18 protein-coding genes and 2 pseudogenes are annotated in these 18,855 nt (G+C 41.0%); 12 read left to right on the forward strand and 8 right to left on the reverse strand.

Annotated elements, in window-relative coordinates; genetic code table 11:
• Nucleotides 1-240: 240 nt before the first annotated feature.
• From LC605_RS14290 to LC605_RS14300, 3 genes are all read left to right on the forward strand, one after another.
• Nucleotides 241-510, forward strand: a complete 270-nt coding sequence (locus LC605_RS14290) for a YciI family protein (protein ID WP_229548187.1) — start codon at nt 241-243, stop codon at nt 508-510.
• Nucleotides 511-662: 152 nt separating this feature from the next.
• Nucleotides 663-1,457: a Tab2/Atab2 family RNA-binding protein gene (locus LC605_RS14295; protein ID WP_229548188.1), complete on the forward strand. Its 795-nt coding sequence runs from the start codon at nt 663-665 to the stop codon at nt 1,455-1,457.
• A gap of 148 nt (nt 1,458-1,605) precedes the next feature.
• Nucleotides 1,606-2,178 carry a Uma2 family endonuclease gene (locus tag LC605_RS14300; RefSeq protein ID WP_229548189.1) on the forward strand — a complete coding sequence of 191 codons (573 nt, stop codon included), beginning with the start codon at nt 1,606-1,608 and terminating at the stop codon, nt 2,176-2,178.
• On the opposite strand, the gene dcm is transcribed toward LC605_RS14300, so the two are convergent.
• The 3 genes and pseudogenes from dcm to LC605_RS14315 all read right to left on the reverse strand — a co-directional run.
• Entirely contained in the window at nt 2,148-3,482 is a 1,335-nt protein-coding gene (dcm, locus tag LC605_RS14305; protein WP_229548190.1) for a DNA (cytosine-5-)-methyltransferase, read from the reverse strand. The two genes, LC605_RS14300 and dcm, sit on opposite strands and share 31 nt — an antisense overlap.
• 104 nt (nt 3,483-3,586) lie before the next feature.
• Complete coding sequence (locus LC605_RS14310) at nt 3,587-3,850, reverse strand: hypothetical protein (RefSeq protein WP_229548191.1); 264 nt, start codon at nt 3,848-3,850, stop codon at nt 3,587-3,589.
• A gap of 404 nt (nt 3,851-4,254) precedes the next feature.
• Nucleotides 4,255-4,366 (reverse strand): annotated as a pseudogene (locus LC605_RS14315) (heme iron utilization protein); the annotation flags it as partial.
• A 177-nt stretch (nt 4,367-4,543) separates the two neighbouring features.
• Between LC605_RS14315 and LC605_RS14320 the strand changes: the two are divergent.
• Entirely contained in the window at nt 4,544-5,299 is a 756-nt protein-coding gene (locus LC605_RS14320; protein WP_229548192.1) for a metallophosphoesterase family protein, read from the forward strand.
• A 43-nt stretch (nt 5,300-5,342) separates the two neighbouring features.
• On the opposite strand, the gene LC605_RS14325 is transcribed toward LC605_RS14320, so the two are convergent.
• The gene (locus LC605_RS14325; RefSeq protein ID WP_229548193.1) at nt 5,343-6,206 is read right to left on the reverse strand and encodes a M48 family metallopeptidase; all 864 of its coding nucleotides are present in this window, start codon (nt 6,204-6,206) and stop codon (nt 5,343-5,345) included.
• A 258-nt stretch (nt 6,207-6,464) separates the two neighbouring features.
• Here LC605_RS14325 and LC605_RS14330 point away from each other — a divergent pair, with 258 nt between their 5' ends.
• Nucleotides 6,465-7,001 (forward strand): DUF4330 domain-containing protein, encoded by a 537-nt coding sequence (locus LC605_RS14330; RefSeq protein WP_229548194.1) that lies wholly within the window; start codon nt 6,465-6,467, stop codon nt 6,999-7,001.
• 416 nt (nt 7,002-7,417) lie between these two features.
• On the opposite strand, the gene LC605_RS14335 is transcribed toward LC605_RS14330, so the two are convergent.
• The gene (locus LC605_RS14335; RefSeq protein ID WP_229548195.1) at nt 7,418-8,314 is read right to left on the reverse strand and encodes an alpha/beta fold hydrolase; all 897 of its coding nucleotides are present in this window, start codon (nt 8,312-8,314) and stop codon (nt 7,418-7,420) included.
• A gap of 709 nt (nt 8,315-9,023) precedes the next feature.
• Between LC605_RS14335 and LC605_RS14340 the strand changes: the two genes are divergently transcribed.
• Both LC605_RS14340 and LC605_RS14345 read left to right on the forward strand, forming a co-directional pair.
• Nucleotides 9,024-9,608: a hypothetical protein gene (locus tag LC605_RS14340; protein WP_229548196.1), complete on the forward strand. Its 585-nt coding sequence runs from the start codon at nt 9,024-9,026 to the stop codon at nt 9,606-9,608.
• Between the two features lie 487 nt (nt 9,609-10,095).
• On the forward strand, nt 10,096-10,869 hold the full coding sequence (locus tag LC605_RS14345) for an armadillo-type fold-containing protein (protein WP_229548197.1): 774 nt from the start codon (nt 10,096-10,098) through the stop codon (nt 10,867-10,869).
• A 274-nt stretch (nt 10,870-11,143) separates the two neighbouring features.
• Here the strand turns inward: LC605_RS14345 and ftsE are convergent, their stop codons facing one another.
• Together ftsE and LC605_RS14355 are read right to left on the reverse strand one after the other, a co-directional pair.
• Nucleotides 11,144-11,890 carry a cell division ATP-binding protein FtsE gene (gene ftsE / locus LC605_RS14350; protein WP_229548198.1) on the reverse strand — a complete coding sequence of 249 codons (747 nt, stop codon included), beginning with the start codon at nt 11,888-11,890 and terminating at the stop codon, nt 11,144-11,146.
• 225 nt (nt 11,891-12,115) lie between these two features.
• The gene (locus tag LC605_RS14355) at nt 12,116-12,871 is read right to left on the reverse strand and encodes a WecB/TagA/CpsF family glycosyltransferase (protein WP_229548199.1); all 756 of its coding nucleotides are present in this window, start codon (nt 12,869-12,871) and stop codon (nt 12,116-12,118) included.
• Between the two features lie 337 nt (nt 12,872-13,208).
• Here LC605_RS14355 and LC605_RS14360 point away from each other — a divergent pair, with 337 nt between their 5' ends.
• From LC605_RS14360 to LC605_RS14370, 3 genes are all read left to right on the forward strand, one after another.
• A complete protein-coding gene (locus LC605_RS14360; protein WP_229548200.1) occupies nt 13,209-13,928 on the forward strand; it encodes a response regulator transcription factor in 720 nt (239 codons plus the stop codon).
• A 164-nt stretch (nt 13,929-14,092) separates the two neighbouring features.
• On the forward strand, nt 14,093-15,766 hold the full coding sequence (locus tag LC605_RS14365; protein WP_229548201.1) for a SpoIIE family protein phosphatase: 1,674 nt from the start codon (nt 14,093-14,095) through the stop codon (nt 15,764-15,766).
• Nucleotides 15,767-15,769: 3 nt separating this feature from the next.
• The gene (locus LC605_RS14370; RefSeq protein WP_229548202.1) at nt 15,770-16,195 is read left to right on the forward strand and encodes an anti-sigma regulatory factor; all 426 of its coding nucleotides are present in this window, start codon (nt 15,770-15,772) and stop codon (nt 16,193-16,195) included.
• Between the two features lie 211 nt (nt 16,196-16,406).
• Here the strand turns inward: LC605_RS14370 and LC605_RS14375 are convergent, their stop codons facing one another.
• Complete coding sequence (locus LC605_RS14375; protein WP_229548203.1) at nt 16,407-16,832, reverse strand: ketosteroid isomerase family protein; 426 nt, start codon at nt 16,830-16,832, stop codon at nt 16,407-16,409.
• Nucleotides 16,833-17,054: 222 nt separating this feature from the next.
• On the opposite strand from LC605_RS14375, the pseudogene queG reads away from it, so the two are divergent.
• Both queG and LC605_RS14385 read left to right on the forward strand, forming a co-directional pair.
• Nucleotides 17,055-18,028: pseudogene (gene queG / locus LC605_RS14380) on the forward strand (tRNA epoxyqueuosine(34) reductase QueG).
• Nucleotides 18,003-18,653 carry an HAD-IA family hydrolase gene (locus LC605_RS14385; protein ID WP_229548204.1) on the forward strand — a complete coding sequence of 217 codons (651 nt, stop codon included), beginning with the start codon at nt 18,003-18,005 and terminating at the stop codon, nt 18,651-18,653. The pseudogene queG and the gene LC605_RS14385 overlap by 26 nt, the downstream one beginning before the upstream one ends.
• Nucleotides 18,654-18,855 lie beyond the last annotated feature (202 nt).

An 18,855-nucleotide genomic window follows, 5' to 3' on the forward strand; every position in this document is an offset into this window, starting at 1 on the left:
CAGAAATCAATTATAGTATTTATCATGCTAATTTTCGTGATTGGTTGAGACAACAAATAGAGTCTAGCTCTTGAGTTAAAAGGCCGGTTAGAAACCTCATCTACACGAGGCTTAACCTACCTCTGTGGGTTAAGAACCCTTAATGAGTGTATTATCCACAGAGGTGGACTTTGTTTGTGTAGCCGCGAATTCTATTCGCCAGAGCAATATCTTTTTAACCAGTAGGAGTAACAAGTAATTATGCCTAAATACATACTCTGGGGAACTTACTGCGAAGACGTTCTCGAAAAACGCGTCCCCCACCGTCAAGCTCATTTAGATGGATTAGCAAAACAGAAAGAATCCGGTGTGCTGATTACTATTGGCCCCACCAAGGATGTCACAAAAGTTTTTGGAATTTACGAAGCCGAAGACGAAGCGATCGTGCGCCAGTTGATTGAAAATGACCCCTACTGGAAAAATGGCATCTGGACTGAATATTCTGTCAAAGAATGGATTCAAGCTTTTTAAATTGAGTATGGGGCAAAAGAGTGCTGAGTTAGGAGTTAGGAGTTAGGAGTTGGAGTTTTGTTTATCTGCTTGTCTCCCTCATCCCCCTCATCCCCCTCATCCCCCTCATCTCCCTCATCCCCCTCATCCCCCTCATCCCCACTCCGCACATAATGAAAATTTGGCAAGTTGATTTTTATCGTCGTCCACTACCAGATGCATCTGGACAAGTTGTATGGGAGTTGTTGATTTGTGACGCAACTCGCAGCTTTGAATATGAAGCTACCTGTCTCCAGTCAGCAGCAAATTCTAATTGGGTTACTGCTCAACTTGAATTCGCATCTGGTGAAAAATTGCCCGATGTGATTCAGGTATTTCGTCCTCAGTCGCTAAGTTTAATTGAGGCGGCTGGACGGAATTTAAGTATAAATGTCGAACCTACTCGCCACACTTTAGCACTGAAGCAGTGGTTACAAGAAAAGCAATATCCCTCAGTTCTGGATAAACCGCCCCCAGCGCCATTACCAGAGAATCTCTGGGGAGAACAATGGCGTTTTGCGAGTTTAGCGGCTAGTGATGTGGAAACGAGATTTAGCGATCGCCCCATTCCCATTTTACATATCCCAGAACATCTCAAACCGATCAATTTGGGTTTGGCATCAACAGTCCCCGTCCCTGGTGTAGTAATTTATGGTGGACGCCAATCAATGCGCCTAGCACGGTGGTTACAGCAAGCCCGTTCTGTGGCGTTAAACTACATTTCTGGCGCACCAGATGGCTTAATATTAGAAGCTGGTTTAGTCGATAGATGGATTGTTGCGACTTTTGAAGATCCAGAAGTTACAACAGCAGCCCAAACATTTGAACAACGGAAAAAGCATTGCCGAGGGTTGCATTTTTTGTTAGTTCAACCTGATGATTCTGGGATGACTTATAGCGGCTTTTGGTTATTGCAGACAGAAGATTGATATTAATTAGACATAAGAGTGAAAAAGAATTGTTTTGACGTAGCAGTGCTACGTCAAGACAAGAGTTCTGGGTAACGCATATTTAATTTCACCAGATGTCTATTGCGAAAAAGATTGTTCTATTTATTGAGTTAATTTTAAATCGCTTATGACTCTTAGCCAATTTCACCCCTATCTTTCTCCAGAAGCATACCTGGAAGCTGAAAAATCCAGCCTCAATAAACACGAATATATTCAAGGGCAAATCTATGCAATGTCAGGAGCAAGTGATGCTGATGTGACAATTACGACTAATCTAATTACCCTCTTGAGAAATCATGTTCGCGGTACAGGTTGTCGCCTCTACGCTACAGATATGAAAGCTCACATTGAATCATTAAATATTTTCTATTATCCTGATATCCTGGTTACTTGCGACCCAAGAGATATAAAATTTGAATATTTTAAACGTTATCCCTGTTTAATTATTGAGGTTCTTTCTCCATCAACGGAAGCTTTTGACAGAGGCGATAAATTTATTGACTATCAAGAATTGGAAACATTTCAAGAATACGTTTTAATCAGTCAATCCCGCCAGCGCGTTGATTGTTTTCGTCGTAATGTTGAGGGAAGATGGGTTTTATATAGTTATAAAGAAAATCAAGAATTACAATTAATCAGCCTAAACTTTGCCTGTTCACTAACGGATATTTATGAAGATGTATCCTTTCCCAAAACATAGGCTTGGCAAAGTTTAAGCTGAGATTTATCTATTCTTTCTTGAGTAGAATATAAGGTTTTTATAATCACTTCCTGAGCTACAGCTTTCACTACATTAATACTCACAGAATTTCCTAATTGATGGTAAGCCTTATCATCATTGGGATGAAGTATAAAGTTATCAGGAAAACCTTGCAGTCTTGCAGCTTCTCGCGGAGTTAGTCGCCGTACTCTCTGATTGTGATAAACTCCTAATCTATTAGCATCACTAGCAACCAGCGTTACCGAAATTTTATTTGGATCTACAAATTTATAAACTTCAAATGAAAAGTTACCCGATAGAGGTTTGTATTTATCATTAATAAGTTTTAGATATTTTTTTGTAACTAGTGAATTCAAAATTTCCCCCAAATTGGGATGTTTAAAAAAACTGGCTATTTGCTCTTGAGTTAATAATTTACCATCTTGTGCTTCTCCAAATTTTTTATTCCGTCTCTTTAATATGAAACGGTTCATTAGTTCAATTTCCTCAACACTACATTCACCACGCAATCCTAAATCCCAGGAATGAATAGAGTTTCCACCCCGATAATCAATAAGCCTTATCCCATGTAAGCGATTTAAATCATTATTAAATATTCGTTTCAAAGCATTGACAAACGTTGGTGAACAATCATACTTTTCATCTGGATTATTTTCCAAAATGTCAGCAACAGTCACAGATTTTTTTGGTGGATAAAATAAAGATAACTGCTGAGGGTTATATGAATGGGAATCTTTAGGCCCCAGATCAGAAATCAATTCAAAAGTGGGAGAAGCATCTAAAATTCCTACCAGATAAATGCGGACACGATTTTGTGGTAAGCCAAAGTTTGCACTGTTGAGTAAAAAAGCATGAAAACTATAACCTCTTTTTTGAATTTCATCTTTAATTGTTGCTAATGTTCGCCCTTGGTCATGACTATAAAGCCCTCGAACATTTTCAAAAATAAAAGCTTGCGGTTTATAAGTATCAAGTAATCTGGTTATTTCAAAAAATAGCGTACCTCGCGTATCGATAAACCCCTCTTTTTTGCCAGCATGAGAAAAAGATTGACAAGGAAATCCAGCTAGTAAAAATTCATGTTCTGGTAGTTTATCAATTAATCGAATGTCACCTAAAGTTGTTTGAGCAAAGTTTTTTTGATAAACTAATTGAGCATCTCTATTGATTTCGCTGCTTAAAACGCATTCACTTTCTATATTTAAACAATGAGCCGCCTGTTCAAAGGCTAATCTAATTCCCCCTATTCCTGAAAATAAATCAACAAACCGAATTTTATACATAGAGATTAAAGTAATTTTTATCGTAAATTTTAATATATTATGTAGGCTTACTTGTTCTTACAAAAAATATTCCTTTAAAAAACTACAAAGCACATCAAGCTCTTTCAAAGAAAATGCCACTGTACAATGACTATATGAACAAGTTTTAAAAAGAGATTTGCTAACATATTTGAAGAATTAACAATTTGAAATAATCCCTCTAAACTAGACACATCAACGCTCAAAATGGCAATAAATTGGTCTTGAGTTTCAATGAGTTTTGGAATTATACTAAGTTCAGCTTCTTGTCTAGATAATTCTGAAGGCCAAAACATAGAGGCTAACTTACGCAGTTCCTCAACGGTTCTCTGATAATTTGGATTCAGCATAGTAAGTATGTCATTTAATTGAGTAGCTCAGACAAAGCTGCTAGCACTTCTCTCTATAAAACAATCAGTCAGCGATCGCTCACTCATCAGTACGATTGCTTGAGAAAATAAAGATTGTTGCAGGATATTACAATACGCTATCACAACCTCAGTACAGCTACTCATTTGTGTCAAATAGAAGTAATATTTAACACTCTCAATAATTAGATTTTTGAGAAAATGAATACGCAAAGCAAAATTGGATCTAAGTTGAAGCGATTTCTACTTAGTACAACATTTCATTAATTCGTAGCGAATTCTCTTTGCGTTCCTTTGCGCTTCCCTTTGCGCCCCTTTGCGTTTAAATTTCAACCCTCAATTGGCCACGATTTTACGCTGCATCTGTACTTAGCCTTAACTCGCCCCTATTTCCCCGTGGCAATCAGAGTTTGATGGGCATCTTCTGCATCTGCTAAAACATGATCAAACTGAATGTGAACTGGTACAACTTCCCCATTCACTTGCGCCCATTGTCATTGTAAGTGATATCTGAAAAACAATTGCCGTTGTATATATTTGATAAGTTAAGTTTATTACTCGTACAAAAATTAAATTAAAATAAAAATTATTTAGTCTTTTTACCTTCCATTGCGGAAACCACACAGCTTAAACTGTAGCAGAAGTATTAGCCAAAACTATTGCAGCTAAGAAAAAATGAGCAAAACTAGCCCCAGACGGATTGTAATTGGGGATGTGCATGGACACTATGAAGGTTTAATGAGATTGTTGGAGGCGATCGCCCCCACGTCAGAGGATCAAGTCTATTTTCTGGGAGACTTAATTGATCGCGGGCCTCATAGCTCACAAGTAGTTAATTTTGTCAAGCGAAATAACTACCCATGTTTGCTGGGAAATCATGAGCAGATGTTATTAAACATTCTGACCAATGAAAGGACTTCTTCCTCGACGATGCAAGCTTGGCTGTATGGTGGAGGGCAAGCTACCGTGGCCAGTTACCAAGAGGCTCCAATTCCTGATGACCATCTGGATTGGTTAAAAACTTTGCCTACATACCTTGATTTGGGAGATATTTGGTTAACTCATGCTGGTGTTGACCCTTCCAAGTCGGTGACAGAACAAACAGCCGATCAACTGTGCTGGATACGAGAGGAATTTCACAGCATTGAAAAACCCTACTTCCCAGATAAGCAAATTATCATCGGTCACACCATCACCTTTACGCTGCCGGGTGTTTCTCCTGGTAAACTGGCACAGGGACAGGGATGGTTAGACATAGATACTGGCGCTTATCACCCCCGGAGTGGATGGTTGACTGGACTGGATGTCACCAATCATTTGGTTTATCAAGTTAATATCTTTAAAAATTATATCCGTGCCCTGCCTTTAGAAGATGTTGTAATTATCGTTGATCCAGCCAAAATAAAAGTTGATTGCCGCAATAAGAATTGAGCAATATTCTAGACCACGGGGAGTGGGGGGATAACCAATGTCCTCAAGACCTCACTAATGGTCGAATATTAGCTTTATAACTAGCACTATCCAAGCCATCTTTTCCCTTACTAGGTTGATATCTAATTGCACGTTTCAGGGCATTAATGCGATCGCTGGTTCCGGGGTGTGTACTCAAAAATGTCGGCACAGAACCACCTTTTTTCAGCAGCTTTTGCATAAAAGAAACCATTGCAGACTGGGCATAACCACTGCGTGTCAAAGTTCTCAACCCTCTTTGGTCGGCATCAAATTCATCTTGACGACTGCGGGGACGATTCAAGGCAAGTTCTACACCAATACCCACAGCTGTATTGCGGTCTAGACCGGTTGCTGTTGCTAAACCACTAGCGATCGCTTTTTGTCGCATCTGTTTAACCAGGTGTTTCCCGCCAATGTGACCAATTTCATGGGCGATCACACTTGCCAGTTCCGCTTCATTATCCGCGGTTTTCAGCAAACCTGTGTGGAGATATACATAACCTCCCAAGGTCGCAAAGGCGTTAATAGCATCATCTTCAACTACTTGGAAGGTATAGGGGAGATCGGGGCGATCGCTATTAGCTGCTAAACGCCGACCCATTTGTTCGACATAGCGATTAACTTCAGAATTTCGGTAAAGTCGGACTTCACTCCCCAGTATTTCCTGATTAATCTGCTTACCAATATCAGTTTCCTGGCGATCGGATATATTAGAAAGCTGAAGTACCTGGACTCCCTGCAATATGAGAGGTAATAAGTCTAAAGTTCTTCCAGGCAAGGGTGTACTTAGGCACAGACTCAAGGCCACTACCACCGAAATTAGGGGATAAAACCAACTACGCCGCCACACACGGTAATTTGCAACAAAACCTTTCCAGTTGAACATAATACGCTCTGAAGATTATTTTGGGAGAACATAAAATAATGAGACAAATTATGAGACGGATTTAAAATATTCTAAGTTGCATGGTAAAAGTTTGAGGTTTAGCAGCCCCTCCTTAGAACTTACTAACTCATGATAAACTGTCGCATAACTGCAACCCCCAGATGCGTTGAGTTATTACCAAATAGGTAAAATTGCCGTTTCCATTAAAAACCTTCTTGCGACAATCAATTACTTCACTATTACCTCGGAAAAATTTTTATGGCTATTTTAGATTCAAAAGGTCGTTTGTTCGGCAAAATCAACCTCCTAGATTTAGGTGCTGCACTGGTAACTCTGCTAGTTATATTTGTAATCTTGTCTACCTTCCTGTCTAGCTTGGGTCTTGCCCAAATCGGCGAGAAAATAGTACCCATAGAAGTAGACTTAGTAGTTCGTGGTTTGAATGTACGTGATCCTGAGCAATTATTTAACAACGGCTTAAAAAAAGGCGGAAAAACTAACGTGATTATCCGCAATCAACCATACGGGGGCCCGATTGAGATTAAATCTATTCAGCAGCTACCTAGAACAGTCAATGTTTTCCAACCTGATGGCACTGTTAAAGAATTACCAGATCCAAAGACCAATAATTTTAGCACAGATATGCTTTTGACCTTAGAAGGTAAAGCCAAAAGCACTGAAAGCGGGCCAGTTCTAGGTAGCAGTAAAGTAAAAATTGGTATGCCATTTGAGTTAGAAGGCTTTAACTACAACTTCAATGCAACTGTTATTGATATCAGATTGAAAGACAAATAGTATTGTCACTTTTGTTGATAATATTTTCTCGTTAAAAAAATTGACTTTGGTAAACAGCTTTAGCCTTAATCCGAGCGGATTATGCTACATATAACCCAATACGCTTGGGTTAAGCCCAAAAAATAAAAATGTGTAGTTGAGGAACGAAACCCAACCTACAACGGGCATTTGTTGGGTAACACTAAAGTTCAACCCAACCTACAATTATCCACAAAGCCAAGCGTATTGACATATAACCAGGACTTACGCAAAATAATGAAAAAACGAACCGCAAACGCGAGTGCGTCTCCCCCTGGGAGAAGGACGCAAACGCGAGTGCGTCTCGTAAGAGTTGGACACAAAGGAATAAGAGTTTCAGAGAGTTGTTGCGTAAGTCCTAATAACATCCCAGAACCAGGGGGGCAGTTTTGATCATATTAATTAAGCAAAGGCAAAAATTTGCGAATTAATCCAATGGTCACTGCTGGTAATTCCAACTGTGGTGTTAACCCGACATCTTCCAACTGTTGAAAAAATCGGATCGCTTGGGGATTCATTTCGGCAAGGCGGCGACCAATTGAGGGGCCTGTAAATTCTGATTTTTGTCCCCAAATAATGGCAGTGGGAGTAGTCAGCTGTTGAATGTAAAGGGATAAATCAAAGCATAAATCGCCACGGACAAAGGACAGTGCTGCATACTCAGCATTAGGCTGTTGGGCGGATTGGAGGTAAGCATCTACAATTTCTTGGTAGACTCGATTAGACTGAGCAAATTGCCGTTGCTCTAGGAACCCGCGAATACCCCCACTAGTAGCAATTCCAGTGCTGTAAAGTAAGCGATCAACAATGGGAACGCTAACTAACTGAGCAAAAAAACTACGGGAGTAGTCTTCGCCAAAGTCGGAAAGTCCGGCGGGGGTGGTAAGAATTAAAGACTTGAATAAATCAGGATGATCTGCTGCTACCCGAATTGTAAACGCTGCGGTCAAAGAAGAAGCGATCGCTGTCACTGGGCCAGTACAAGTCTGCTCGAAAAACTCCCGAATCGTTGTCAAATAATCTTCAATGTTATAACTCCGTGGTGGATGCTCAGACCTCCCCCAACCGATTAAATCTGGCGCAATCACCCGATATTCAGCAGCAAAAGCCGGATAAACTTTCGACCACTCATAAGCAGAAGATCCGCCACCAAAGCCGTGAAGGAACACCAAAGTTTCCCGATCATCTTTGGCAGTCACATTGTCCTGCCAGGGTGTCCCATCGGCACTGTAATATACCATTCTACCCAGTGAGGTATTTATGGAGCGTTGTTCAAATCCTAGTGGTTGAAACATAAGTATTTTTTGGTAATTAGTTGGCACAAGTGAAAGAACAAACCTGGGATGGGAGGACACAAACAGAGTATTTAATAATTTTAGGACTTACGCAACTGGCATATTATTTTTAATTTGTAGTGAACGCGAGTGCGTCTCGTTGGCGCAGCCTAAGAAGAGAAGAGAGGACTTTAGTCCTCTTTCATCAGGGCTGTTCGCGGAGCGGGTAGCCCTTACTACAAACTAAAAGCTTTTATTTTTTGTGACACTTGCGTAAGTCGTAAATTTCTTTGCGTCCTCCCCGCATCTTCCCTTCCCTGCGTCTTCTTTAGTCACCCTGGATGTTTACGTGTTTACTTCAAACTTCCCACTCATTGTTATTATCAGCGAACCAATCAGTCTCAGACTTCTCACTATCGTTAGATTAAGTAAATGTAAAATTACTGGATTACTTGTAAAGATTGTGTATTTTTTTTCACAATAAAAAGTAACTTAAGGTTGGAATTACTGGTTTACAAGGGTTTTTCATGGTAGCGACTATTACTCAAGCTTGAACTCACCATAAGTTTTTATGGTAATCTAACAAAAAACTGATAAATAATTTTGAGCGTCAATAAGTGTCAAAACGCTTATTTGAATAAGCTATTAATTTTACTTTTATATGTATAAAAAATAGCTCAAATGTATAAATAGTCTAATTAGTATCTACGTAATAGAAAGGCTGGATGTCATGGTAAAGCAGGCTACTCTTCAATCAAATAAACTACCAATGATTGAAGACGCTAAATTTGCGCTTGACAAGTATAATATACAAAATGAAATTAAAGCTTCACCTTGGCGGGGTCAGGTCGAGCCAGCTATTGACGCTGCCAGAGTCGCTGTACCTACTTGTATTTGTTTAGACTTAGATGACTTGAAGTGTTTTGAAGCAGTAGAACGCCAGTATGAACGCTGGGGAGTAATTTTTCACAATTGTCTAGCAATACAGCCATCAAATCCAGCATTTCCAACCTATTCAGGGCTAACAGTCTTAATGGGAGCGCCTAAAAGCGGATTTTTAGAAGCTACTTTCTTGCGTCCGGTTAACTCAGTTAGCGCCTTTGTCACTAGTTCGCAACGGCTAGTGCTTTCCGCCTACGATCGCAATCGGCAACTGCTGGGCCAAACCGTACTACCAAGCGCTAATCTTGCCAATTCAGACTCGGTAATTCCCCCCAACATCTTATTATCTATAAATGTGAATAATATCTACAGCGTTGCCTTCTGTGCTTTTGATGGTCAATTCACCATTGATCAGTTTCGTTTTTGTATTTAACAGGACTTACGCAAAATAATGAAAAAAGGAACCGCATAGACGCGGAGCGGCTTCCCGCAGGGTAGGACGCAAAGGAGAGGCAGCGCGGTCTTGGGGGTTTCCCCCATGAGCGACTGCCGTCACAAAGGAATAAGAGTTTCAGAGAGTTATTGCGTAAGTCCTATTTAAGTAACTCGGCGAAAATAAATCCAACTATGTTACAAAACGTAAACAGGCTTAAAACTCTTACCAATGACGAATGACAAAGGACAAATGACAGCCCCCAGTAGTTAGCTTTAATTGCAGCGACATACTTAATTACGACTTACTTATGTACAAGATGCCCTTGCTCTGAGCGATTGAAAATGGTATCTTAATTGGCGCCGTGCTGTACTAGTCTACTATCCGTCCATAAAACCGGACATCTTGTGCTTTGGGACTTTATCCTTTCTTCATCCCTAGTAAAACTTATACAATAGGTAATTTCGTAATCAAGTAGGTAAACATTGTGGCACAGGCTTCGTCTTCTTGGCAGCAATTGATCAACCAAATCCCCAACTGGAACTGGTCGCTTCCAAAATTCAAGACAAAGGGAGCCATAAGGCAGCAAACATTTAGGCGCTTCTCTGGGCCTGGGGGCTTTCTTGGGTTCCTGACAATCGTCCTTGCCATGTTGTTGTGGAACTGGAAACTGCTATTGGCTCTCTTAATCGGCATTGGAGTAATGGTATTGGTTTACTCAATGCAAGAGTGGGACTGGCAATTGCGCTGGTCTAAAATACGTCAGTTCTTAAACAGTTCAAATCGTCGGTTAGCCTTAGCAGTTGTCAGTGGTGGTCTTGCTACCGTCAGCACTTACATGGCAGCTGCAATTTGGGTTGACTCTCACAGTCACTGGATTGCCGCAGGTGCTATTGTGCAAGGTGTGGGAACACTGTTAACTTTAATTTTATTGGTATGGCAAATTGTCAACTTTTATGAAAATCGAGAAGAAGACCACCTCGATCAGTTGTTGGTCAATTTAACAGAAAAAGATCCATTAAAGCGGTTAATTGCCCTACGTCAACTAACTAAATTCATCAGCCGTAAGCGAGTTGATTGTTCAGTACAGCAAGATGTTGTCGAATGCTTGCAACTTTTACTGAGTCGAGAGGAAGAACTTGTAGTTAGAGAGGCAGCTTTTAAAAGTTTACAAGCCTGCGATCGCCTAGAAGTTCTACCACCCAAAACAGCAACAACTTTCACACCCCTATCAGCAAAAGTTAAGCACCACGTTTATTAGTCATTAGTCATTAGTCATTTGTCATTAGTCATTTGTCATTAGTCATTTGTCATTAGTCATTTGTCTTTGGTTAAACGATAAGTCTTAACCAATGCCCAATACTTCGACAACTCTACCAGACGCACTCGCGTTCGCGCTTGGTGAGTTGACGGTGAGCATCTCGACTTTGCTCGTTGGCGTAGCCTAAGAAGAGATGGAACCGCAGTCGAACTGCGTAGTCGAAGGCGAGTGCGTCTCGCTCTTAAGGGCAGTACAAGTGCCCAATCCCCAATACTTATTTTCGAGACAGCCGTCCATTGCGAACTTGCACTACCGGATGATTGCATCGCCGCACCAATTGTTCATCGTGGGTAGTAACAATTACTGTAGCTCCAAAGGAATTTAACTTCTGGAGAATCTGGATCACTTGCCAGGAATTATCTGGATCGAGATTTCCAGTTGGCTCATCTGCCAACAGCAGGGGTGGTGTACCAACGATCGCACGAGCAATACTCACTCGCTGTTGCTCTCCCCCAGACAGTTGATCTGGAAAGCAGTCAGCTTTACTCAGCAAACCTACCAGCTTTAAAGTTGGTTCCAAACGTCGTTGAATTTCTTTACGGGTATACCCTTGAGCTTGCAGCACAAAAATCACATTTTCTGCTACTGTTCGTTGGGTAATTAGTTTGTAGTCTTGAAAAACAATACCAATCCGTCGTCGAAATAATGACAAGCGATCGCCCTGTAAATCCGCTACATTACATTCATCAACAATTACTTCTCCCTGTGTAGGCAACTCCTGACCATACAGCAGTTTCAAAAGCGTTGATTTCCCAGAACCACTTGGCCCCGTGATCAACAGAAATTCTCCCTTTTTTACCTCAAGGTTCGCATTCAACAAGGCGTGAGTGCCGTTAGTATAAGTCTTAGTTACAGATTGCAATTGCACCTTTGCAGTAATATTGCTACCGTGCTGTTGAGTTTCACAGTCCTCTCCATGAACAGATTTATCGGTCTTAACTTGAGTTGTTAATACTGGCATTGTTAAATTTTCCTCATATCCACAACCAAACAGTTTGGCGGCTCAGATGTGACATTCCTCTCAAAAATAAGGATTCCCAGGTTTCGCCTGGGAATTTAAAAAAGAAACAAAGAAAATTTAAAACCTTTTGAAGACTTTAACACTAACTCAGTAATAACACTGATAACCCCAAACTCCCAACTCCAAACTCCAAACTCCAAACTCCAAACTCCTAACTCCTAACTCCTAACTAATTGCACCCCTCGCTGTCAAACGATAAACAAACGCTTTTACAGCAAACGCTGGCAAAGCCAACATCCGCCGCCAACGCCAAGGTTCTTGATAAAGACGATACAACCATTCCAAATTATTATTTCCTAACCAGGCGGGAGCGCGAGTTTTACTTCCTGACCAAATATCAAAACTGCCACCGACACCAATCCAAATTGCCTGGGGACAAAAATGGCGGTTTTCCGCAATCCATAACTCTTGACGTGGCACTCCCAAACCGACGAAAATCACTTGCGGCTGCAATTGAGCAAGAGTTTGTCGCAATTGTGCTTCTCCTTCTGCCGAATGGTAGCCTGAGTGAGTGCCTACTATATTCAAATGTGGAATTTGCTCCTGCCAAAAATCTGCCGCTTTTGCGGCTACTCCAGGCGCTCCTCCATAGAAAAATACCTTTGCGGGTGTCTTTTGTTGCCCAAGTTCTTGCAAAAGTTTTTCTGCTAGTTCAATCCCCGGAAAACGCTGGACTTTTTGCCATAACAGCCACCGCAAATAGAGAACTACCCCGGCTCCATCTGGAATCACTAGTTCAGCATTTTTAATGACCTGAGCTAAGAATTGATTCCGCTCTGCCTGCATAATCATTTCTGCATTAAGCGTTACTACATGAGTTCCCTTGCCTGCGTAGAGGCATTCTAACAACCAGCCTGGATAGTTAGCCATGACATGAACTGGTATTCCCAAGACTGAAAATGCTTGATTGGCTTTAGACATAGCCTATTATTGATTAACTCCCACACCAGATTTCCTTGAATGTTAAGTTTATCAAATTTTTTATATTAGAACTTAGTACAATATTTCATAAATTCGTAGCGAATTGCCCTGCAACAATAGAAAGCATATTGAACCAATTAGTCTTGGGCGCTTGTACTTGGACTGAACCAGTCCAAATTTTATTCTGAAAGTGTAATATTCACCGGGTATAAAACGCTCAACTCGCAACTCTGGTTCCGGGAACAAAAGCTCCCACTATACTGCTTGCAGTTACTGTAGGAGTATGTCACGAAACTCGACTTTATGGTTAAGGTAGTGTAAAGGGCTGAAGTTGGCTATGAGTAAAATTCGTATCGCTCTAATTGAAGATCATGACCTAACCCGTGTAGGTATCCGCACAGCACTACTGCAAAAAGATGAAATTGAAGTTGTAGGTGAAGCTGCTAATGCTGTCGAGGGGCTAAAGATGTTAAAAATAGTACAACCAGATATTGCCATTGTAGATATTGGTTTACCAGACAAGGATGGCATTGAGTTGACACGGGAGTTAAAATCTACTGCTAACGGGCAGCAGCTACTGACAAAGGTGTTAATTTTGACGCTGCGGGATAACAAAGAAGCTGTGTTAGCAGCTTTTGCTGCTGGTGCGGACTCTTACTGTATGAAGGATATCAAATTCGATAATTTGCTGGAAGCAGTGCGAGTCACTTACAATGGCAACGCCTGGATCGATCCGGCGATCGCTCGGATTGTATTACAACAAGCGCAACAAAATCCTCAAAAGTTGGAATCAGCTTTTGTCGATACCAAGACTATTGTCCATAACCCTGATTCTTTTGAGAATTTGGAAGGAATTCAACCTTACGCCCTGACAGAAAGGGAGTTAGAAGTGTTACAGTTGATTGTCGAAGGTTGTAGTAATGCAGTCATTGCAGAAAGACTTTATATCACTGTTGGGACTGTTAAAACTCACGTTCGCAATATTTTGAATAAGCTATGTGCCGATGACCGTACCCAAGCAGCAGTAATGGCTTTGCGTTCTGGGTTGGTTGGATAAAGTTAACTCTGCTGTGGAGCAATTGAAGATGATCAAGGGAAACCTACAACTTTGAGAAAGTTATATTTTCAAAGTGAATAGCTTCTCTGATTTTCTGTTATTTATCAGGTGGGATAAACATCATAGTATCTCGCAATTCAAATATGTGAAAACTAAAGTCTAATATGGCTGAGATGGAGCTGGAAAAACTTAAGCTCATGGTGGTAGATGATGAGCCAGATAACTTAGATTTACTCTACCGCACTTTTAGGCGAGATTTTCAAGTATATAAAGCCAATCATGCCTTTGGTGCTATGGAAATCTTGGATCAATTTGGCGAGATGGCGGTGATTATTTCTGACCAAAGAATGCCAGAAATGAATGGGACTGAATTTTTTAGTCGCACTGTAGAGCGCTTTCCAGACACGATTCGGATTTTGTTAACTGGTTTTACTGATGTCGAAGATTTGGTGGATGCGATTAACTCTGGTCAGGTATTCAAGTACATTACCAAACCCTGGAATCCGGAACGACTGAGAGCCTTAGTTGAGCAAGGCGCTGATACATATCGCCTAGTTAAAAAGCGCACCCAAGAGTTGCGTCGGGCCCTACGGCGAGAATCTTTGTTTAATGCGGTAACAACAGCAATTCGGGAATCTTTAGACTACGATAGTATGCTGCAAAAGATTGTAGCAACTATTGGACAAACATTTGAAGCTACCAGTTGCTTGCTCAGACCAGTAGATGGCGATCGCCTCACACCAGACCAGTTCTTCTACCGTGATCCTCAATCCCATGTATCAGATTGCTTCTTCGACCCCAGTGTTTTAATTGAAAAAGTGCTGGAAACGTCTCAGTATCAACTCGCTCAAAATGAATTCAACGGTAATCCTTGTCACCACCTGGTTGTGCCACTTAGCTACCAGCAGCATATGCTCGCTGTGCTGGCCCTCCACCAATGGGGACGCGATCGCCCTTGGGAAGACGAAGACATCCAACTGATTGCAGGTGTTGCTGAACAAGCAGCCTTAGCCCTCTCTCAAGCAAAACTCTACCAGCACCTCCAAGAAAAGCAACGACAGATTCACACTGAGTTGGAAGTGGCTCGCCAAATTCAATACAACTTGCTACGCCAAAGTTTACCTGACATCAAAGGTGTGAAGGTGCAAGCCTGCTGCTATCCCGCGCGGGAAGTCGGAGGCGATTTTTTTGAAGTTTTTGTTCATCCCAAAGGTGATTTGTGGTTGGCTGTGGGTGACGTTTCTGGCAAGGGTGTCCCAGCTGCTTTATTTATGGCTAGTATTATTTCAGTCTTGCGCCGAGAATTATCTCAAGAAGCACCAGCCGAGCCAAATGTGGTCATGCAAAACCTCAACCACGCTTTGAGTGAAGATTTAATTAGCAACAATTATTTCATCACCCTTGTGTTAGCGCGTTATGCTCCTACCACTAAGGAACTCGTCTACACTAATGCCGGTCATATCTATCCACTATTATGGTCACGCTGCTCCGCTTTAGCCCAAAATCCCAATTACCTCAAAGTCCGCAGCGTTCCTTTGGGAATCTTGCCTAAGTGGCAGGCAGAGTCTGGTCGCTTGGTTCTGAGTTCTGGAGACACATTGTTACTAGCCAGCGATGGAATTACAGAAGCAATGGTATCAAATAATTGTGATTTAGCAGCAAAAACAGTGCCTGGGGTTGAGCCTGTGAACCGTTCTATGCTTAATCAAGATGGTCTTTGGCAACTCTTACAACAAGAACAACAACCGCTTTGTCTTAATCATTTACTAGCTCGCATCCAAGCAGATAATCACGTTCAAGAAGACGATCAAACTATACTTTCGCTGGAGATTTTGTAAGTAATGAAAAGTGAGCTTCATGTACCAAGTGACTTGGTTTTTCTTAATATTGTCGAAAACTGGCTACTGGGATGTTTGAAAATCCAACTAGGAGAATCTGTTGATTGGTCGCGGCAATCAAGTCGTTTGAGACTGGCTTTGGTGGAAGCCTACTCAAATGCAGTCCGTCATGCCCACAAAAATAAACCAAATTTACCGATTTTACTACGTTTGGAAGTGAAAGACCGGGATTTTGCCCTAGAAATTTGGGACTACGGCGAAGGCTTTGATATGTCTAGCTACTACGCTCCCAACCCTATGGAAAAACAAGAAGGTGGTTATGGTTGGCTGATTATGAATCGTCTCATGGATAAAGTAGATTATCAGTTGCAAATTAATGGTGCTAATTGTCTCAAGCTAGAAGCTACTTTACCCGAATTAGTTCAATAAGTCGGTCGGCGCAATTAAAGTTAACTGGGTAAGGCTGTCATTTGTCATTTGTCACTAGTAAGGGTTTTAAGCTTATTTACGTTTCGTAACATACTTGGGTTTTTTCGCACCAACGTACTTAGACACAAATTACTATTTTTCAAGTCATGTGATTGAAGAATTAAGAATTCAGAAGTCAGAATCAAGCCATTATTATATTTATTTGCTACTTTTAACGGCGGAAAGCAAGTAACTCTTGGGGAGAAGCTAAAAGTTTGATTCTAGTATATAAAATTTGCCGTTGTTGGTTGAGGATAAATAGCCATAAAACGTTCACGCTACACCACGAAGTTTGTGCTTTTCCTGTTACCTGGATTTGGATGTCACCGTTTTCTACAGTCTCGGCTATTCCTGTTTTGGGGTAAGCTTTAATGTTTTGCCCTTCTTGTTTTAAGTAGGCTGCGATCGCATCTGTCCCCACAATATCAGATTCAAATGGTGGACGCATCACACCATCTATCGCAAATAAGGCAGCAGTTTCCTCAAATTCTCCTGCATTTAAGGTTTCAAAATAACGCAATACACTTGGTTGTGTAATTCCCTCAATCGGGAATTCTTCTGTCAACTGCGCTGGGGATATAAATTCAGCAGAGGTCATAGAATTACCTATATTATGCTAACTAAATATTAATTTCAATACAAAAATAGGTAAAAAGAAAGCTGCTGTTGAGATAGATTGCTACATATTGGTAAATCTTCCTCACGATGGAAGTCTTAAAACAGCCTCTATGGATGGTGAGTAACAAATCTTAATCAAAATTATTGACTACATAATGTAATATCAAACTGCCTTTAGTTAGGCAAAAATCCAGATAAAAAAATGAATCAGTATTCCGTAACAAGCAGCAGTGTGGTGAAAGAAAAAGCCAGCGAGTTGGGCTTTCACCAAGTTGGAATTGCTGCTGTAGATAGGTTAGATGCCACAGAAGCACAAAGGTTGCAAGCATGGATTGAACTGGGTTATCACGCCGATATGGAATGGATGGCTAACCGAAAACGTCAGGATATCAGCTTAGTGATGCCGGAAGTGCGATCGCTAGTGTGTGTGGCGCTAAATTATTACACACCGCATCAACGTCCCAAAGGCGAAGAATATGCCAAAATTTCCCGTTATGGTTGGGGAAGGGATTATCACAAGGTGATGCATAAAAAACTCAAGCAGCTAGCTACATGGCTAGAATCACTTGATGCAAGCGTGCGAACTCGTTATTATGCAGACACTGGCCCGGTGCAAGATAAAGTGTTGGCTCAACTTGCCGGAATTGGTTGGATTGCCAAAAATGGTAATGTAATTACACGGGAATATGGTTCTTGGGTATTTTTGGGAGAAGTGTTGACCAATTTGGAATTAGAGAGCGATCGCCCGCATACAGAACACTGCGGTAGCTGTACTCGTTGTCTTCAGGCTTGCCCTACAGGTGCAATTACTCAGCCTTTTGTCGTGGATGCTAATCGCTGCATTGCTTATCATACCATTGAAAATCGGGTAGAGGAATTGCCTAAGACAATTACACCTAATTTGCAAGGCTGGGTTGCTGGTTGCGATATTTGCCAAGATGTTTGTCCTTGGAATCAACAGTTTGCCCAAACAACTGATATTGCAGACTTTCAGCCTTATCCTGGGAATATCGCTCCCCACCTGGTAGAATTAGCCCAAATCTCAGATCAGGAGTGGAATAAACGATTTCCAGCATCTGCCTTGCGGCGGATTAAGCCAGAAATGTTACGACGCAACGCCCTAGCTAATCTTGACGCATCCAGGCAAATAATGACCCAAAAAGTAATTATTTTTGATTTTGATGGCACAATTGCTGATACAGTAGATGCCCTTGTAAGTATTGCTAATCGTCTAGCTGTAGACTTTGGGTATAGACAAATAAGTCCAGAGCAATTATCTTTCCTGAAAAACTTAACATCACGAGAAATCATTAAGTACTCAGGAGTTTCTCTATTTCAGATACCTTTTCTAGTTAAAAAAATTAAAGGGGAATTAAAAAACAAAATCCCAGAATTAAAGCCAATTTCGGGAATTAAAGAAGCATTAATAGAACTTCAAAGTAAAGGATATAAACTGGGTATTATCACTTCCAATTCTCAAGAAAATGTTACACAATTTCTGACAATTAATGATTTAAATCACTTATTTGATTTTATCTACTCAGGAATTACAATTTTCGGCAAGACCACCATCATCAATAATGTATTGAGGCAAAAGCAACTCAAACCTGAAGAAGTTATTTATGTTGGAGATGAAACCAGAGATATAGAAGCATCAAAGAAAGCAAATATCCAAGTAATTGCAGTAACTTGGGGCTTTAATTCACCAGAAGTGCTAGCTAAACAAAATCCAGATTATTTAATTCAGCGGCCTAGCGAACTACTAGAAGTGATGAATAGTCGTTCATTATTTAATAGTTAATAGTTATACTAAAAACGGGTTAGAGCTTTACTTTTAAAATCGCTAAGAAGTCGTTAGACAAGGGTCGAGAGGCTTTGAAACCCCCATTTACCCCAGGGGTTGGGGGGGGCTAGGGCGTGTTTTCAAACCTTTCTTTAAGCATCTCAGTCTTTGGAGATCCCCCCAACCCTCCGATAGATTGGGGGGTTTTTAGAGTTTTTTT

This window comes from Nostoc sp. CHAB 5836, assembly GCF_020829445.1.
In the GTDB taxonomy this organism is placed as follows: Bacteria; Cyanobacteriota; Cyanobacteriia; order Cyanobacteriales; family Nostocaceae; genus Nostoc.

What these genes read in the sequence shown, in the direction of transcription:
- LC605_RS14295 (WP_229548188.1), top strand. Translation starts at nt 663, where the DNA reads ATGAAAATTTGGCAAGTTGATTTTTATCGTCGTCCACTACCAGATGCA.
- LC605_RS14365 (WP_229548201.1), top strand. Translation starts at nt 14,093, where the DNA reads ATGGCTGAGATGGAGCTGGAAAAACTTAAGCTCATGGTGGTAGATGAT.
- LC605_RS14300 (WP_229548189.1), top strand. Translation starts at nt 1,606, where the DNA reads ATGACTCTTAGCCAATTTCACCCCTATCTTTCTCCAGAAGCATACCTG.
- LC605_RS14330 (WP_229548194.1), top strand. Translation starts at nt 6,465, where the DNA reads ATGGCTATTTTAGATTCAAAAGGTCGTTTGTTCGGCAAAATCAACCTC.
- LC605_RS14340 (WP_229548196.1), top strand. Translation starts at nt 9,024, where the DNA reads ATGGTAAAGCAGGCTACTCTTCAATCAAATAAACTACCAATGATTGAA.
- ftsE (WP_229548198.1), bottom strand. Translation starts at nt 11,890, where the DNA reads ATGCCAGTATTAACAACTCAAGTTAAGACCGATAAATCTGTTCATGGA.
- LC605_RS14310 (WP_229548191.1), bottom strand. Translation starts at nt 3,850, where the DNA reads ATGCTGAATCCAAATTATCAGAGAACCGTTGAGGAACTGCGTAAGTTA.
- LC605_RS14375 (WP_229548203.1), bottom strand. Translation starts at nt 16,832, where the DNA reads ATGACCTCTGCTGAATTTATATCCCCAGCGCAGTTGACAGAAGAATTC.
- LC605_RS14360 (WP_229548200.1), top strand. Translation starts at nt 13,209, where the DNA reads ATGAGTAAAATTCGTATCGCTCTAATTGAAGATCATGACCTAACCCGT.
- LC605_RS14370 (WP_229548202.1), top strand. Translation starts at nt 15,770, where the DNA reads ATGAAAAGTGAGCTTCATGTACCAAGTGACTTGGTTTTTCTTAATATT.
- LC605_RS14320 (WP_229548192.1), top strand. Translation starts at nt 4,544, where the DNA reads ATGAGCAAAACTAGCCCCAGACGGATTGTAATTGGGGATGTGCATGGA.
- dcm (WP_229548190.1), bottom strand. Translation starts at nt 3,482, where the DNA reads ATGTATAAAATTCGGTTTGTTGATTTATTTTCAGGAATAGGGGGAATT.
- LC605_RS14335 (WP_229548195.1), bottom strand. Translation starts at nt 8,314, where the DNA reads ATGTTTCAACCACTAGGATTTGAACAACGCTCCATAAATACCTCACTG.
- LC605_RS14355 (WP_229548199.1), bottom strand. Translation starts at nt 12,871, where the DNA reads ATGTCTAAAGCCAATCAAGCATTTTCAGTCTTGGGAATACCAGTTCAT.
- LC605_RS14385 (WP_229548204.1), top strand. Translation starts at nt 18,003, where the DNA reads ATGACCCAAAAAGTAATTATTTTTGATTTTGATGGCACAATTGCTGAT.
- LC605_RS14325 (WP_229548193.1), bottom strand. Translation starts at nt 6,206, where the DNA reads ATGTTCAACTGGAAAGGTTTTGTTGCAAATTACCGTGTGTGGCGGCGT.
- LC605_RS14290 (WP_229548187.1), top strand. Translation starts at nt 241, where the DNA reads ATGCCTAAATACATACTCTGGGGAACTTACTGCGAAGACGTTCTCGAA.